Genomic DNA, 15,377 nt, shown 5'->3' with positions numbered 1-15,377 from the left:
GCCTTGGGTGAAACTTGGAACAAGCGATGCTGTCGTAAGAAGCGGCGCCATTGCTAATATGAAGCCGCTCGCAAGATAAACGCTCTTGCTTTGGTATCTCCAATATTCTGCGGCTGGCCCCTCAGAGCCCCAAGGGTAACAGCTAGATGATGAATTGCCGCTCCCACAGGCCTCGGTCGGTATAGCAGCAAAAAGATCAATCAAAATGATCGCGCCAAACAGGCTCAGCAAAGTTCCGACTATCAGGAGGGTGAGATCTATCTTCGCCACCAGTCTTGGATAGCTCTACCTTGCCAAAATGCAACGACCGCTTCCCACCCATCAGCAGACTCTAGACAGGTCCGGAGGCGTGCCTGACACCGGACAGGCTGTTTATCTTAAGGCAAGCCCAATAGCGGCTGGCCAGCATAGACGCAGTCACATCCGGTCAGCGATTGATCCGACAATCCCGAGAACTTCAGGCAAGGTGACATCTCACGCTGCGGCAGGCTTCGCAGTGCCCGCCTTCCGGAACTGCGACTTGATCAAGAGTATCATGACGCATGCGGCAAGCACATGTGCCAAGAGTGTGAGGGAGAAGAGCATTGGCGGTCCACCCAACGGGTCGGAAAGGCCCACACTTGCCGCGCCCGCGACAGTTCCGAGATTTGCTAGGGCCATGTAGATGGTGAACTGGGCAGCACCTGCTCTCTTGTCACACAAAGACATTGCGACAGCGACCAGGAAGATCAGCATTAAAACGTCGCTGATAACCCAGGCAACGGCAAAGCCAATGACTGCAACCTGCGATTCCCAATTCAACAGACCACTTACGGCAACAAAATCGAGAACGAGAAATATCGTCAGGATCGCGAGGAGGCATCGTGCGGGGCCGAAGCGATTCCCCAGCCTGCCGCCCAAAATCATTCCCGACAGCGCAGCTATGATCGTTACTGCTCCTGCGAGGACGCCGAACTCATCTGCTTCCCAGCCCAATGATCCGGTGGCGATCAAGGGAGCAGCGCCCCCGAACACGCCCATCTGGAACCCCTTGACCAAAGCGACCAGCAGGAACAACAGGCTCGCAGGCGCGACAAGCGCTCTGAATGCAGAGCCAAGAACTGTTCGCCATAGAATTTCCTTGTGCTGTTCGTTGGCAGGATGGGCTTGTCCCGATTCCCAAGGGAGACCTCGCTCGCCTTCGCGCTCGCGGACCCGCACCACGAAGAACATTGCGCCTGCGAACCAGAAAGCGATGGCCAGAAGCGCGGGGCTGATCCCCCAGTTGGTCACCACTAGCCCCCCAGCGACGGCTGCAACGGCTGCCCCAAGTGCTTGACCGCCGAACATCCATGCGCTCGCCCTCGGGCGATCCTCTTCCTCCAATATGTCAACGGCGAGGCCATCAACAGCGACATCATGGATCGACGTGCACATGTTGATGGAGAAACCGAGCGCGGCGATAAGATGAATATCGCTGGCAGTTGGCGACAGGACCGCACCAACGATGAGAACCATCATGACTAGCGATTGGGCGCCGATGATCCAGATCCGGCGGCGTCCCATCGGCAGGAAAGTGTAGCGGTCAATAACGAAACCGAGAAGAAACTTGAGTGCCCACGGCAGGCTAGTGGCAGTGCCCACGAGAGCTATGTCACCGGCACTTGCGCCATTGGCTGCCAACCAAGCGGAAACGACAGGGCCGAGGAGGCCCAAAGGCAGGCCCTGGGAGAAATACAGCACGAAGAAGGCTGCAAGTCGCAGCCGGAGTGAGTTGATCAGGACCTCCTTCATACCGCAGGGGATGCTAGAAGATGCGTCCGGATATTCTAGTCCTGCTGATCTGATCAGGACGGTGTCATGCTAAGAGTAGTTTGTCCGCTTCCCACCCAATTAGCGGCCCTATAGAGCACTAGGACGCAATCCTGAGAGCGGACCGGCGGCTTTCGTTGGATGCCAGCCGAAAGCGGCTGGTCGGGTCACGACCCACGAACAGCCCTACAACGACGTTGGATTTCCAGCTAGGTATAGACCGTCGACTTTAGCGTGCACTTAGCCACAAGTGTCTGACTGCCTTCCAACCCTAGGTTCGAAGTAGGAATGGCGCTTGAAAGCTCGAAAATGCGTCACGAACGCCTCACTATCGAGGTTTCACCTGCGCCCTATCGTCCCAACATGGTCTCGATAGGTATTTCCACCATCTCCACGGTATGGCCTTCCTTCTCAAGCTCGGCTTTCTTTTCGTCAAGCCGCTGAGCAAGTTTCTGCTCGCCTACCGCCGAAACTGAGCCATTATAAGTGGTTGCGCCATACTGAGGGCGCTCTTCGCGCATCCACATGGTCAGCTTGCTGGAAAGCTGCAGCAGTTCCATATCACTGATTTCCACTGCCTGACTAAACAGGATCAGGTCCTTGTCGCCATTTTGGGGAGCGACCATCTGGACATGAACTAAACGTGGATTGCTCTGCTCCGCGCCAGAGCTCGTACCTACAGACGGATCACTGTTGCCGGGAATTTGACGATCTTGTGCAATCTCGGCTGAGCTTCCTTCGGCGTCGTTCAATTCATTCTCGCCAGCGTCCGGATTCTCACCGCCACAGGCGGCGAGGAAAACGAGAACAGGAAAAGCGATTATGCTGCTTCTCTTTCTTTTGGGTACATTCTCTGGGCTGAATAGAGCGGAATATGGCAAGATTGGCAGCTCCTTTTCATGTGATTTTCAAACAGATATGACGCAGTGATAGAGAGATAGTCGATTGATCGCAAATTAGCTTGGCCGCCACAAACGGCGTGGATGGGGCAGACCTGGAGGCGATCGAGAATTGTTTCTGTTTGGGGAAGCCTCGATCCAGAGTGCTGGAGATGCTCAAACTCTGACTGAATATTCCGAGCAGATTGTCCGCTTTCCACCCAAAGCCTGACCTAAGGGCTAGCGGTAGCGGTTACCAAACGCTGCCCAGAGGATGAGGGTGCGCACGTTGCGTTTTGCTTTGCCAACATAGCCGTGGCACGCTTCGCGCTTCGAGTGGTGCGAACTCTGGGGAGATCAAAGGATGGGCGAACAGCTGACAAAGGCGCTCGATGGGAAACGACTGAATTACACCTACGCTGGAATGGGCACGGTAACAGTGCAGTTCAATTCCGGAAAGCTTAGCTTTGAATGGATTGAAGGCCCTCACAAAGGGCAATCAGGCGAAGGTTTTGACTACCGTGCGCGCCAGGTTGGCGAAGGACAGTTTTTTGTAAATTGGCATGAGCCAGAAACTCGTGGCTTCGTCACGTTGTATCTCGATTTGAAAAACAACTTTGCCTGTAGTTCTGTGCTGGCCGCCTACGCGACTGATGACGAGCAAGTGCTGTTTGATAGCGCGACCATAAACTCGGCCGAGGAGTTATAAGACTAAAGCTGATCATAGATCGCGATGTCCGCATTCCACCCATATGCGGACCTCCGACGATGATGGAGAGGCCACCGCTAGCGGTCATTCAAGACTAATTGTCGAATTGAGAAAAATCTCAAGCATCTGAATGATCGTGCTTCGAACTACCCACCCCGGGAGCGGCACGAAAGGACCCGCGATTTATACTGTCCCCCTGTCCCGGCGCTAAGGGCTGTGACAGTGGGTGTGGCTGCACGAGCCACCAAGGCTCCCGTTTGTCGGGTGATGCTGTCCAATCGTGCTGAAGTTCAGACTTGCGACACGCCCAATCGTGTGCGCGTGTGCGCAGGACTTTCACCTATCCAGCCCGCGTCATCATTGGTTGCTGTGCCGTTTGTTACGCTTGTTACGCTTCCATAGTGGGGGGAACCTAAAGCTGGTTCATTAGGTAGATAGCGCTGCCAGACATCATGCAAGTCATCGCGCGAATAACCCTTGGCGGTCTTACTACTACCACCCAAGCCTTGATACATTCGAATGGTCTTTGGCTTTACATCATACTTAGCCAAGCGCCGTGCCAACCTGCGCGCATCCAGAGGCTTACCCCTGATGTCGCCCCAAGGGGCTTCATCCATGCAATTCAGGGCATCCAGTATGTCAGTTGTGGTTAGCTGTTCGTGATCTTCAAACACCTTCCTCAAGTCAGAAAGCAGTCTGATACCGAGGCTAGGAGTGCCTGCCTTAGCAAGCGTAACAAGCGTAACAGCCGACACACGAACCTGTGCTGGCCAGCTTCCACCAATTAGGTCGGCAATCGCAAACAATGGTTCCCATACGTCAGCGTCGCGATCCACAATCTCTGGCGGCATTTCTGGCAGCGCGTTGCGAAGCGTGCGTCCATTGCCAGCCACCCATGCCGCCAGCCTGTCTCGCAGTTCATGGCCTTCATGCGCGTGAAGCCTGCGTCGATATGGCTCAACCTGTTCATCAGGTGCGCGCCGCCGCATTCGGACGATGATTGAGCGCGTGCGGATTGTGTCGGGCAGATCATCCAACCCAGCGAGCGCTACAGCGCAATATGCGGGGATTTCCTCAGTCTCCACTTGCTTTCCGCGCACAACGCAGCGGCCAGCTACAGCGCCCTGTCTATGGCCTGCATTGAGCAGCCCACGTATTTCCTCGTTGTCTTTGGCGCGCGGTCCGAAAACTGTGTCTATCTCATCAAACAGAATTGTCGGCCTGCCATCCTCGTCAGCCACCTTGCGGAATAGATAAGCTGGTGTGACATTCACCGCTTCAACAGGTCGTGGCACAAGGTTCTCGGTGATTTCGAGCGCCCGTGTCTTTCCACTGCCAGGTTCGGGCGAGAGGAAGGCTATACGCGGCGTGCTCTCCCATGCGTCCATTGCGTGCGTATGCGCAATCCAAAGCGCGTGCGCTATCGCAGCGTGTTCGCTCGGGTAAGCAATGAACTTTCTAAGATACGCGTGAATTTCGCGGAATAGATCTGTGGGCGTGTCAGTCATTGCCACACCTCCGGGTCAATGTGCTCGGCGATGAAAGCGGCCTGAGCAAGGTGGCGGCAATAAGCGACTGCCAGCTTGAGTTGCTGCACTGTAGCGTGCGCGTTGTAGAAGAAGTGGTATGCCGCATCTTGCGCGTCGATTGCGTGGTGTCGCGCTATCTCACCAATCGGCTTGCAGCGTATCATCCCAGCGTAATCGCAGGCTTTCAGTAAAGCGATGCGATGCACCGATTCTTCGCCTTCAGCTTCAGGAAAGAAGTGCAACACTTGCTTGGATAAATGGAGGTCTTTGGCTTCAATCATGGCCGCGCGCCTGAGCATGTCCTGCCTCCTTCAGGAGCGCCTCGATACTTTCCATCGTGACAAGCGTGCGGGTGCCTATCTTGAGTGTGCGAAGCCTGGAGGCATTTATGAGTTTGTAAACGCTGGACCTGCTCAGGCTTAGCGCTGAACAGGTGTCGGCGATCGAGAGTGCAAGAGATTGCATGGCGGTGTCCTTTCGTGACTGCATGGACACCAAACTGCGCTTGCGGATTTGCTTACGATAGGACAGCTTTTCTACGAATTAATGTCCGAAGAAATCCAATCTCTTACCAGACTTTTCGAAATCGGGCGGTCGCCGTCAGTTCCTATGGCTTCGGCGATCACCTCGGCTGCGGTAAACCTCGTATTGCCCTCATTCGCATAAAGAGGGAGGCCCGCCTCATGCAGAATTTCTGCAGTCTCTATCGCGAGTAAGCGGTAGAACGGATCAGTCCTTTCCTTGGGACCTCGCTTCGTTTTGGGAAAGCGCTCACCCCCAATCAGCCGGTCCATCGCAGCTGCGACCGCATCTGAGCCACTATCACGATTATCCAAGAGCCACTTCCGAGTAATGAAATGCGTCTGTTCATCGGAGAGGTCGCGAACAAGGCTATCTGCGCTCAATCTATCTAGCCGAAGGAGAAGGTCAAAAACTGCATATTTGATGTCATCGGCGCCACCAATCTTGCGAAAGTCTTCAAGCCTTTTCCGCACATACAAGACAACAGCCTCTCGATTGCGCAAAGCGATGTCGCGTCTTAGCTGGTCAAATTCTTCTTCCACGCGACGGCGAAGCCGGTCCTGCATGCTTTCAGCCATCGTATCCTCCGAGATAATCAGCCCAATCCGCCATCAGTGCTCGGCGCTTGTCGAGCAGATCACCGCGCCGGTAGGCGGCTTCGACGCGGCTGCCGATGGTGTGCGCCAGAGCCATCTCGACCACCTCGCCGGAGTGGTCGGTAGTCTCGGCGGCCCAGTCCCGAAAGGTCGAGCGGAACCCGTGCACGGTAAACTCTGCGAGATCCATTCGTTTGAGCACAGCCGACAGTGTCATATCGGATAGCGGCTTTCCTCGCTGACCTGGAAAGACCAGATTTGAGTTGGCCAGCCGGGGGACGCTCTCCAGCAAGGCAATCGCTGCCTCGCTCAGCGGCACTCGATGCTCCTTGCGCGCCTTCATGCGTTCAGCAGGGATCGTCCATAATCCGGCCTCCAGATCGATCTCATCCCATGTCGCATGGCGAACTTCACCAGAGCGCGCTGCCGTCAGGATAGCGAACTCAAGCGCGAATGCTCCCATGTTGGTCTTCTCGCGCAATTGCTCCATGAATCGGGGCGCATCTGAAAAAGGCATCGCCGAATGATGCTGGACCTTCTGCACCTTGCTGATCGGTGGCAGCACGGCATCCAGTCCGCCTTTGTAGACCGCAGGATTTTCACCCTCGCGCCAGCCCATCGTCTTGGCAGCATTAAGCACCGCTTCGATCCGCATGCGAACGCGAGAGGCTGTTTCCGACTTCGTGCTCCAGATCGGTTGCAGGATCTTGATGACATGCTCTGCCCGGACACCGGCCACCGGCAGAGCGCCAATGACAGGATAGGCATAGGTCTTGAGCGTGTTGGCCCACTGCTGGGCATGCTTGGGGTTGCTCCAGCCGGCCTTGCGGTTCTCGATGTAATGCTCGGCGGCCTTCCGGAATGTCATTTCCGAGCGTGTGCGCTCGATCGCCTCAGTCAATTGCTGGGAGGCAGCAGCTTCCTTGTCCGCGTTTCGTTGCTCAATGGGATCAATGCCTCTCGAGACCAGCGATTTGAGCCTACCTGCTTCTTCGCGAGCCTCCACGGTCTTCAAAACATCCAGCGAGCCGAGGCCCATTTCCCGTCTGCGACCGGCAAGCTGAAAGCGAAAGATCCAGCTTTTGGTGCCACCTTCCTTCACGCACAGATACAATCCTGCGCCGTCCGAGTGCATGCCAGGCTTGGCATTCTTGATCTGAAGGGCTGTCAGTCCCACCACTTGTTCCACCACAATATCGGTAACTGTGTGGCAACATCAGAACACAGGGAGCGACACCTGTAAACAGAAGGCGTTGGGATATATCTGTTTTCTAACGCCTAATTGGACGCTGAGCGACGTTAGAAAACAGGAAAATGGCGGAGACGGAGGGATTCGAACCCTCGATACCGCTATAAACGGTATGGTCCCTTAGCAGGGGACTGGTTTCAGCCACTCACCCACGTCTCCGCATGGCGCCGCAATCCGCGACTTGGCTGTGAGCCGCGCGCTATAATGGGGCATCGTCAACGCGGCAAGGTGTCTTCCGACAAAAAACGCCTCGGCGCATGGCGTCCTGCAATCGCCTGCATACGATGTTCGCCTGCGGTTCAGCCGGACAGCCTTAACGCCTTCACCAGAAAGCGGATTCGCCTCGTCGCGTTTTCGATTCGGTTCGCCGCGCCAATGCTTGCCGAACCGAGGATAAAGGATTCTGGTGTGTGGTGCAGTGTTGCGAGCGCGCGCCGCTGGAGGCTGAAGGGAAAAAGCCATGAAATTGAACACCATTGCCCGACGGTTTTCCGGCCTTTCGCGCAGAGTTTTCGCGGTGATCGGCGCGGCTTCACTCATCGCCGCTCCCGCAGCCGCACAGGAACTTGAATCCTTCGATCCTGACGAAGCCTATGCCACGTCGCAGCAGCAAGGTGCGTCCAGCGGCGTGATCGATGCAGATCTGGCGCAACCGGATCGAACCACGTCGCCGACGGTAGCCCCGCCGCTTTCCGGTCCGCAGCCGGTTCCGGCAGACACTCCCGGGCCGGCCGAGGTCGAGACCAGCGGGCCTGAAGGGTTCGGCAACGAATTCTCGATCTATTCGGAGGAGCCGGAGCAGGCCGACACGATGGCCGACGGGACAGAAGCCGCTCAAGCCCAGATGGACGGACAGACGGTTGCTTCGGCCGATGCCAGCTCGCAGACTTACGGCGAAGATGATCTGATCGGGGCGGCAGAGGGCGTTTTCGGCAAGGGTGCCGAAGGGCTGGCCAAGCTCATCCAGGATCTCCTCAAGGATCAGGGCGAACCGAACGGATATATTGTCGGACGCGAAGCCGGAGGAGCCTTCATAGTCGGCGCTCGCTATGGCTCCGGTACGCTCTATCACAAGGTCGAAGGCGAGCGGAAAGTCTACTGGACGGGGCCCTCTATCGGGCTCGATGCCGGGGCCAACGCGGCCAACACCTTCGTGCTGGTCTACAACCTGTTCGACACCGAAGACCTGTTCACCCGCTATCCCGCAGGCGAGGGCCAAGCCTATCTGATCGGCGGCCTCCATGCGAGCTACATGCGCAAAGGCGATGTCGTGCTGATCCCGGTCCGCATGGGCGCAGGCGTTCGTCTGGGTGTCAATGCGGGCTATATGAAATTCTCGAAGAAGCAGCGCTGGTTGCCCTTCTGAGGTCGTTCGAAAGCCGCCGAAGAGCGGCCAATTATTGTTGGTTTGCAAAAGGCGGTTGCGGTGCGGGCCCGCGCGCGGCATCTGACACCCACCATGCTTAACCGACTCGAAGCCCAATCGCCCGACGCGCTGCTTGCGCTGATCAAGATGCACGCGGCCGATGACCGGCCCGACAAGATCGACCTTGGTGTCGGCGTCTATCGCACGGGACAGGGGGACACACCGGTTTTTGCCGCGATCAAGGCGGCCGAGCAGATCCTCGTCGATGAACAGGATTCGAAGAGTTATCTCGGGCCGGAAGGCGACATCGGCTTCGTCAACGCGCTGATGCCTTACATCTTCGGTGAAAACGCGACGATGGGTGGAAGGCTTGCAGGCATGCAGACGCCGGGTGGTACCGGTGCTGTGCGGCTGGCCGTGGCACTCGCACAGAAAGCCGGGATGACGAAGCTGCACATGGGCACACCGAGCTGGCCCAACCATGCCCAGATCCTGGGCGACATCGACCTCGAAATGGTGCCGTTCGAGCACGCCAACCCGGACGGCACGGCCAATGTCGAGGCAGTGCTGAGTGCCATTCGCGGCGCAGCACCGGACGAGGGCGTTCTGCTCCACGGCTGCTGCCACAACCCGACCGGGATCGATTATTCGAGTGCCGAGTGGGATGTGATCGGTGATGCCATCGTCGAAACGGGCATTTTCCCGATCATCGACACCGCTTATCACGGCCTCGGGCATGGACTGGACGAAGATGTTGCCGGGCTTCGCAGCGTGCTGGCGAAAGTCCCCGAGGCCTTCATCTGCTACAGCTGCGACAAGAATTTCGGGATGTATCGCGACCGTGTGGGCGCGTTCTACATTCTCGCCGATGGGCAGGAGACGCTCGACAAGGCGTTTTCGAATGCGAACGCTTTGGCGCGCGCGAGTTGGTCGATGCCGCCCGATCACGGTGCGGCGGCGGTGCGGCTGATCCTGCGCGACAGCGAACTGACCCTGAAATGGCAGGATGAACTCGAACAGATGCGCAACCGCATGCGCCAGGTGCGCGATACACTTGCCGAGGCGGGTGTCGCAGGCAGCGTCGACCTGGCTCCCCTGGGAACCCAGAACGGGCTGTTCTCGGTCCTCCCGGTGAGCAAAGAGCAGGTTGCGCAGCTGCGCGAAGACCACGGCATCTACATGGCGGGCTCGGGCCGCATCAACATCGCCGGCCTGACGATGGGCAATATCGAAAAATTCGTGAACGCGATTGCCGAGGTGACGGGCTAGGTCCGCCCCGCCCGGGGCGTCAGCCTTGCATCCGAAACCTGCGTTCGTTCAGGCAACGATCAGCGCGAGTTGCACCTGTCCGGTGCCCGACTGGATCAGGCCGATCTCCCGCGCTGCGGCTACGGACAGGTCGATCACGCGATTGCCGTGATAGGGCCCGCGGTCGTTGATGCGCACAACGACGCTTTCATCGTTGCGCGGATTGGTCACCAGCACACGGCTGCCCATCGGCAAGGTGCGGTGAGCAGCTGTCAATTGCCCGGGGTCGAAGATCTCGCCATTGGCCGTCAGATTTCCTTCGAAACCGGGCCCATAATAGCTCGCTTCGCCCACCCCCATGTCGGAAGCTGAAGGTGATGGCTTTGGTGCAACCGCTTCGGATTGAACCGAAACGCTTTCGAACATCGCGATCGGCTGGGCTTCGACACTTGCCTTGCCTACTCCAAGCTTGATGAAGTCGGGAGACGCGCGTTCCGACCATAGGACGCTTCCGAAAATCAAACAAAGAACGCCCAGCGCGCCGGACAGAAACACCAGCGAGCGGCGCTGCGATTTGAGCTGCATGAACTCGCGCAATCGCGCTCGGCGGCTCGGCATCGCGTGTACAGAATCGGTCGAATTGAATTGATTTTCCATACCTTATTCAAAGGCATGGAGTAATCGAAGTTCCGAGAAAGTCGGGCTTTGTCAGGATGTTCGAAGACGTGTCCGACGAGCGAAATCTTGTTTCATGGCCAAGTGCTAATCTTGCGTTGACCAGGGGCTCGAAGGGTTTGGTCAGCCGGCAGCCGCCAGACCCTGCATCCGCTTGAGGTAGCGGGCCAGCACGTCGATCTCGAGATTGACCTTGTCGCCTTCCCTTAGCGCGCCCAGAGTCGTCACCGCGCCGGTGTGCGGGATAATGTTGAGCATGAAATCGCAGGTCCGGTCCTCACGATCGCGCACATCGTTGACCGTGAGCGAGACGCCATCGACCGTGATCGAGCCCTTCTCGGCGATGAAGGGAGCCATTTCGGCGCGCGCTCGGATCGCGAGGCGCCAGCTGTCGCCCACCTGCTCGGCCTTCACGACCTCGCCGATCGAATCGACATGGCCGGTGACGATATGGCCGCCGATCTCGTCGCCGACCCTAAGCGAAGGTTCGATGTTGAGCTTGCGGCCTTCGCTCCACATGCCCGGCACGGTGCGCGAGACGCTTTCGGATGAAATGTCGACATCGAACCACGCATCGTCGGTCTCGCCTCCGCGATCGACCACTGTCAGGCACACGCCCGAGCATGCGATCGAAGCGCCGATGTCGATCTCGGCGGGATCGAGCGGAGCTGAAATGCGGGCGCGCAGGTCCCCGCGCTGGTCGGTGCTCCTGATTGTGCCGATGGCGGTAACGATGCCGGTGAACATGCCTGCTCCTAGTTTCGCGTCCGCAGATAGGCGGTGAATTCGTCGCTGCCAAGCTGGCGGCGCTCGGTCAGCGTCCAGCGGTCATGCGCCGAGGCAAGGTCGGCAAGTTCCAGCCCGCCGATTCCGTGCAAACCGTCCCCGATCAGGATCGGGGCGCGGTAAAGGTGCAACTCGTCGACCAGATCGGCTTTGAGGAAGCTCGCCGCAGTCTCGCTGCCGCCCTCGACATAGAGATACTGCATGCTTTCCATCTCGCTGATCTGGTCGGGTCGATTGATAATCGAGATCCCGTCGGGCTTTACGCCGCGCGTCAGCAGGAAACGTTGCGGGCTGCGGGCTTCGAGGCCCGGCAGACGCACATCGAGGCGCGGTCGGTCGGCACGCCAGGTGGCTCCGCCGACGAGGATCGCATCGTTTCGGGCGCGCTGCGCATGGACATGAGCGCGCGAGACCTCTCCGGTGATCCATTGGCTCGTTCCGTCGGCGAGGGCGATACAACCGTCGAGCGATATGGCGAGTTTCAGGGTGACGTGCGGACGCCCCCTGCGTTTGGCGGAAAGATAGCCGGCAAGGCTGGTAGCCGAGGAAACGTCATCAAGCACTTCGGTTGCGATCCCGGCAGCGCGAAGCCTCTCGATGCCCTTTCCTGCGGTCCGCGGATCGGGGTCGTGCTGGCCGATCACGACCCGGGCCGGGCGAACATCGGCGATAGTGTCCGCGCAGGCAGGGCCACGGCTCGACTGGTGTGCGCAGGGTTCGAGCGTCACATAGAGCGTCGCACCTGTCGCATCGCCTTCAAATTGCTCGAAAGCCATCGCCTCGGCGTGCGGTCGGCCTCCGGTCTGCGTCCAGCCACGGGCCAAGACGCGGCCTTCGCGGACCAAAAGGGCACCGACGCCGGGATTGGGCCTGCTGCTCGGGCGCGCGCGCGACGCGAGGCGCGCCGCCGCGGCCATCCAGTCGCGGTCGCCTGGAGTGGAAACCGCTATGGCGTCGATTCCTCGGACTCGGCCTGGTCGCCGTCACCGGTGCGACCGAACATCTCCGCCCGCCGTTCTTCCTCGGCCGCTTCTTCCGCAGCACGCCGGGCATCGGCTTCGGCGGCAATCTGGTCGACATCCATCCCGGCCGCTGCGCCCAGCGCCTTGTAGAGATTGCGCTTGCGCTCGGCGAGGCGTTCCTCTTCGGCTTCGCGCAGTTCCTTGATCTCCTGGTTCTCGAGGTTCGAGGCCATGATCTCTTCATCGGTGCGGTTAGGATCGAAGGTGGTGATGTAGGTGATCGTCGGCCGGTCGGGATCCTTGTAGACCGTTTCCGAAGACAGCCAGAAAAGGATCACTCCGAACGGGACCATCGATGCGAGGAGGATAGGCACGCGCAAGGGATTGGGCTTGCGGAATTCGTGCCAGAAATCGACGAAGCCGGTTTTCGGGTTGAAGCGGGACAGGGAAGACATGCGCGGCAATATAGGGCGGCATGGGGGCGCACGCCAGTGTTTCGCTGTCGATCAACCGAAGCTGGCGTAGAGTGTCCGTCCGTTCTGCTTGAGCCATTGGTCCGCTTTGGCGATGTCGCCTTCGTAGATTTTGCCGAGCAAGGCGTGGAACGCCGGGCTGTGATCGAAATGCACGAGATGCGTGACTTCGTGGGCAACCACCGAGCGGCGGACGAAATCGGGCGCCTGCACCAGTCGCCAGTTGATCCGGATCCGGCGTTGGTCCGAGCAGCTGCCCCAGCGGCGCTGGGCGCGTGACAGAGCCACGGGCACGGGATCGAGCTGTGCGGTGCGGCAGTAATGCTCGGTATCCCGTTCGAACAGCGCCAGCGCTTCGCGCTCGAGCCAGCGACGGATGCGCCCCTCGATACTGTGTGCCGGGCCGCCGACCCTCAGTTGGCTATCTTCAAGAACCGGTCGGCGCGGCGCGCTCTCTTCCCATGCGAGCACGACTGGGCGGCCCCTGATCGTCAGGTCTCCGCCCGGATACAGGCTCTTTCGTTCGGGGATTTTCGAATGCTGCCTCGCAAGCCAATCGGAGCGGGCATGGGCGAAGGCGATTGCCTCGTTGGCGTTGGCCCACCTGGGAAGCGTAATGCGTACTTCGCTGCCGTCGGGCGCGAGCCGCAGTGTCAGGCGCTTCGCAGTGCGGTGACGGCGCAGAACGATCGGGACGATCGTGTCGCCGAGTTCGATCTCGGGCTCGATGGGCACGCGCTTGAGCCAGTCGATCACGCCGCTTCCTCTTCGGACAGCGGGTCCGGCTGCGGCGGCCCCCATTCGACGACGTGATGCTCGAGCGGTCCGGCCCTGGTCTCGCTCACCACCCGACCGGCGACCGACACACCGACCCGTTTGACCGCCTCGCGGTCGCCGCCGATGAGATAATGCCAGCTCGGCAGGGAACGCCCCGCTGCGCGCACGCGGTAGGCGCAGGTCTCGGGCAGCCATGGAACGTCTTCGACAATCGAAAGCGTCAGCCGCAGGCAATCGGGCACAAAGGCCTTGCGGTTGCGATAGTCGCTGCACTGCGCGGTCTCGCAGTCGAGCAGTTTGCAAGCGACGTTGGTGTCTTCGATTTCGCCGGTATCCGCGTCCTCGATCTTGTGCAGGCAGCAGCGCCCGCAGCCATCGCACAGCGCCTCCCATTCGGCCCGGTTGAGCTCCTCCAGCGGGAGCTCCCAGAAGGTGTCTCTCAATTCACCCATTTTTCGAGTTCCGCCGCCACAGCGTCAGGGCCTTCGTCGGTGGGGATCAGCGCCAGCGGCTCGCCGGCGGGCCCGAACAGCATCGTGTAGACCGGATGATCCATCAGGTACTGGCCATTGTCGAGTTCCTGCCCGCGCGAATAGGGGATCCGGAACGCGTCCGCAGCAGCCTTCACCTGCTCCGGAGTTCCCGTAAGACCGACGAGATCGTCGGAAAAGGCCGAGGCGAATTGACCCACGACGTCGGGCGTATCCCGTTCGGGGTCGATCGTTATGAAGATCGGCTGGATCTTGGCGGCCTTGTCCGGCTCGGTCTCGGCGAGTTTCTTCAAACCCCGGGCAAGCTGGCTCATGTCGTTGGGGCAGAAATCGGGGCAGAATGTATAGCCGAAATAGACCGTGCGATACCGACCCTGAAAATCGCTCCACCGCACGGTTTCGCCAGCGCTGTTCACCAGTTCGAAATCGCCACCGATGTCGGCTCCGGCCAATGGCGGCTCTTCAGGTGGAGCTTCCACCGCCGGGCCACCGCAAGCGGAAAGGGCCAGGCTCGCGCCGATAACGAACGCTGAAAATGAACGGAGGCGAGAAGGCTTGGCGTGGTGGTTCATGCTCTGCTAACTGGCGCTCACCCAAGAGGGCTGTTGAAACGGGGCTCTCACAACACGATGTGTGACAGGTAATGACTAAGGATCAAAGCGTGCTCGCTTATGTTTTGCGCAAGATAGGCCGCGTTCGGGCGATTGCCAGCGTGGTCGGGCTTGCCGTTCTGGCAAGCTTGATTGCACCTGCCGCTGTCACACCCGCTGCAGCGCAGCTTTATTCGAAAGGCTACCTGTTCCTGAAGGCGGTCGACGATCGTGACGGCGACACCGCGACCGAGATGCTCAACGATCCCGGCGCGGGCAAGACGCTGGTCAACGCGCGTGACATCACGACCGGCGATACCGGATTGCACATTGTCACCCGGCGGCGTGATCAGCTGTGGGTGCGTTTCCTGCTTCAGCGCGGCGCCGATCCCAACATCCGCAACAAGGAAGGCGTCACCCCGCTCCAGATCGCCACGCGATTGGGATTTATCGAAGGCGTCGAGGAACTGATCAAGAAGGGCGCGGACATCGGCGTTGCCGACAGTCAGGGCGAAACGCCGCTGATTTCCGCCGTCCACCAACGCAACCACCAGTTGGTGGCTCGGCTGCTTGCGCAGGGTGCCAATCCGGACCGAAACGACAACTCCGGACGATCCGCGCGCGACTACATGGAACTGATGCGCGACAACACGCTGCTTCGCATCGAATTCGAAAAAGCCGACGAGGAACGCGAAGGCAAGGGAACCGAGAAGCAGTACGGGCCTTCTTTCTGAT

At 59.3% G+C, this 15,377-nt stretch carries 18 protein-coding genes and 1 tRNA gene; 4 read left to right on the top strand and 15 right to left on the bottom strand.

The genetic code is table 11. The features are described from left to right. Nucleotides 1-474 precede the first annotated feature (474 nt). On the bottom strand, nt 475-1,773 hold the full coding sequence (locus tag ACI5KX_RS13970) for an MFS transporter (RefSeq protein ID WP_406811264.1): 1,299 nt from the start codon (nt 1,771-1,773) through the stop codon (nt 475-477). A gap of 368 nt (nt 1,774-2,141) precedes the next feature. Then, a complete protein-coding gene (locus tag ACI5KX_RS13965; RefSeq protein WP_406811263.1) occupies nt 2,142-2,672 on the bottom strand; it encodes a hypothetical protein in 531 nt (176 codons plus the stop codon). 361 nt (nt 2,673-3,033) lie between these two features. On the opposite strand from ACI5KX_RS13965, the gene ACI5KX_RS13960 reads away from it, so the two are divergent. After that, nucleotides 3,034-3,378 carry a MoaF-related domain-containing protein gene (locus ACI5KX_RS13960; RefSeq protein WP_406811262.1) on the top strand — a complete coding sequence of 115 codons (345 nt, stop codon included), beginning with the start codon at nt 3,034-3,036 and terminating at the stop codon, nt 3,376-3,378. Nucleotides 3,379-3,668: 290 nt separating this feature from the next. On the opposite strand, the gene ACI5KX_RS13955 is transcribed toward ACI5KX_RS13960, so the two are convergent. From ACI5KX_RS13955 to ACI5KX_RS13930, 6 genes are all read right to left on the bottom strand, one after another. Then, a complete protein-coding gene (locus ACI5KX_RS13955; protein ID WP_406811261.1) occupies nt 3,669-4,886 on the bottom strand; it encodes a DUF3631 domain-containing protein in 1,218 nt (405 codons plus the stop codon). Beyond that, nucleotides 4,883-5,188, bottom strand: a complete 306-nt coding sequence (locus ACI5KX_RS13950) for a hypothetical protein (RefSeq protein ID WP_406811260.1) — start codon at nt 5,186-5,188, stop codon at nt 4,883-4,885. Before ACI5KX_RS13950 ends, ACI5KX_RS13955 begins: the two co-directional genes overlap by 4 nt. Beyond that, a complete protein-coding gene (locus ACI5KX_RS13945) occupies nt 5,181-5,372 on the bottom strand; it encodes a helix-turn-helix domain-containing protein (RefSeq protein ID WP_406811259.1) in 192 nt (63 codons plus the stop codon). Before ACI5KX_RS13945 ends, ACI5KX_RS13950 begins: the two co-directional genes overlap by 8 nt. Before the next feature lie 71 nt (nt 5,373-5,443). After that, nucleotides 5,444-6,007, bottom strand: a complete 564-nt coding sequence (locus tag ACI5KX_RS13940; RefSeq protein WP_406811258.1) for a hypothetical protein — start codon at nt 6,005-6,007, stop codon at nt 5,444-5,446. Next, nucleotides 6,000-7,202, bottom strand: a complete 1,203-nt coding sequence (locus tag ACI5KX_RS13935) for a tyrosine-type recombinase/integrase (protein ID WP_406811257.1) — start codon at nt 7,200-7,202, stop codon at nt 6,000-6,002. Before ACI5KX_RS13935 ends, ACI5KX_RS13940 begins: the two co-directional genes overlap by 8 nt. Nucleotides 7,203-7,340: 138 nt before the next feature. Further along, nucleotides 7,341-7,433 (bottom strand) — tRNA-Ser (locus tag ACI5KX_RS13930). A 301-nt stretch (nt 7,434-7,734) separates the two neighbouring features. On the opposite strand from ACI5KX_RS13930, the gene ACI5KX_RS13925 reads away from it, so the two are divergent. Together ACI5KX_RS13925 and ACI5KX_RS13920 are read left to right on the top strand one after the other, a co-directional pair. Continuing rightward, nucleotides 7,735-8,640 (top strand): DUF1134 domain-containing protein, encoded by a 906-nt coding sequence (locus ACI5KX_RS13925; RefSeq protein ID WP_406811256.1) that lies wholly within the window; start codon nt 7,735-7,737, stop codon nt 8,638-8,640. Nucleotides 8,641-8,733: 93 nt separating this feature from the next. After that, a complete protein-coding gene (locus ACI5KX_RS13920) occupies nt 8,734-9,909 on the top strand; it encodes an aromatic amino acid transaminase (RefSeq protein ID WP_406811255.1) in 1,176 nt (391 codons plus the stop codon). 48 nt (nt 9,910-9,957) lie between these two features. Here ACI5KX_RS13920 and ACI5KX_RS13915 read toward each other — a convergent pair whose 3' ends face one another. The 7 genes from ACI5KX_RS13915 to ACI5KX_RS13885 all read right to left on the bottom strand — a co-directional run bounded on the left by ACI5KX_RS13915 (nt 9,958) and on the right by ACI5KX_RS13885 (nt 14,531). Continuing rightward, nucleotides 9,958-10,506: a septal ring lytic transglycosylase RlpA family protein gene (locus ACI5KX_RS13915; protein WP_406811254.1), complete on the bottom strand. Its 549-nt coding sequence runs from the start codon at nt 10,504-10,506 to the stop codon at nt 9,958-9,960. A gap of 180 nt (nt 10,507-10,686) precedes the next feature. Next, nucleotides 10,687-11,310: a riboflavin synthase gene (locus tag ACI5KX_RS13910; protein ID WP_406811253.1), complete on the bottom strand. Its 624-nt coding sequence runs from the start codon at nt 11,308-11,310 to the stop codon at nt 10,687-10,689. An 8-nt stretch (nt 11,311-11,318) separates the two neighbouring features. After that, on the bottom strand, nt 11,319-12,266 hold the full coding sequence (gene ribD, locus ACI5KX_RS13905) for a bifunctional diaminohydroxyphosphoribosylaminopyrimidine deaminase/5-amino-6-(5-phosphoribosylamino)uracil reductase RibD (protein ID WP_406811252.1): 948 nt from the start codon (nt 12,264-12,266) through the stop codon (nt 11,319-11,321). A gap of 29 nt (nt 12,267-12,295) precedes the next feature. Next, nucleotides 12,296-12,766, bottom strand: a complete 471-nt coding sequence (locus ACI5KX_RS13900; protein WP_406811251.1) for a hypothetical protein — start codon at nt 12,764-12,766, stop codon at nt 12,296-12,298. A 51-nt stretch (nt 12,767-12,817) separates the two neighbouring features. After that, nucleotides 12,818-13,540 carry a M48 family metallopeptidase gene (locus tag ACI5KX_RS13895; RefSeq protein ID WP_406811250.1) on the bottom strand — a complete coding sequence of 241 codons (723 nt, stop codon included), beginning with the start codon at nt 13,538-13,540 and terminating at the stop codon, nt 12,818-12,820. Further along, on the bottom strand, nt 13,537-14,013 hold the full coding sequence (locus ACI5KX_RS13890; RefSeq protein WP_406811249.1) for a YcgN family cysteine cluster protein: 477 nt from the start codon (nt 14,011-14,013) through the stop codon (nt 13,537-13,539). Before ACI5KX_RS13890 ends, ACI5KX_RS13895 begins: the two co-directional genes overlap by 4 nt. After that, complete coding sequence (locus ACI5KX_RS13885; protein ID WP_406811248.1) at nt 14,001-14,531, bottom strand: SCO family protein; 531 nt, start codon at nt 14,529-14,531, stop codon at nt 14,001-14,003. Before ACI5KX_RS13885 ends, ACI5KX_RS13890 begins: the two co-directional genes overlap by 13 nt. A gap of 164 nt (nt 14,532-14,695) precedes the next feature. On the opposite strand from ACI5KX_RS13885, the gene ACI5KX_RS13880 reads away from it, so the two are divergent. Beyond that, nucleotides 14,696-15,376 carry an ankyrin repeat domain-containing protein gene (locus tag ACI5KX_RS13880; RefSeq protein WP_406811247.1) on the top strand — a complete coding sequence of 227 codons (681 nt, stop codon included), beginning with the start codon at nt 14,696-14,698 and terminating at the stop codon, nt 15,374-15,376. Nucleotide 15,377: the final 1 nt, after the last annotated feature.

The sequence above is a fragment of the Erythrobacter sp. GH1-10 genome, from assembly GCF_045363165.1.
In the GTDB taxonomy this organism is placed as follows: domain Bacteria; phylum Pseudomonadota; class Alphaproteobacteria; order Sphingomonadales; family Sphingomonadaceae; genus Erythrobacter.
This window is presented reverse-complemented; position numbering and strand designations above follow the sequence as displayed.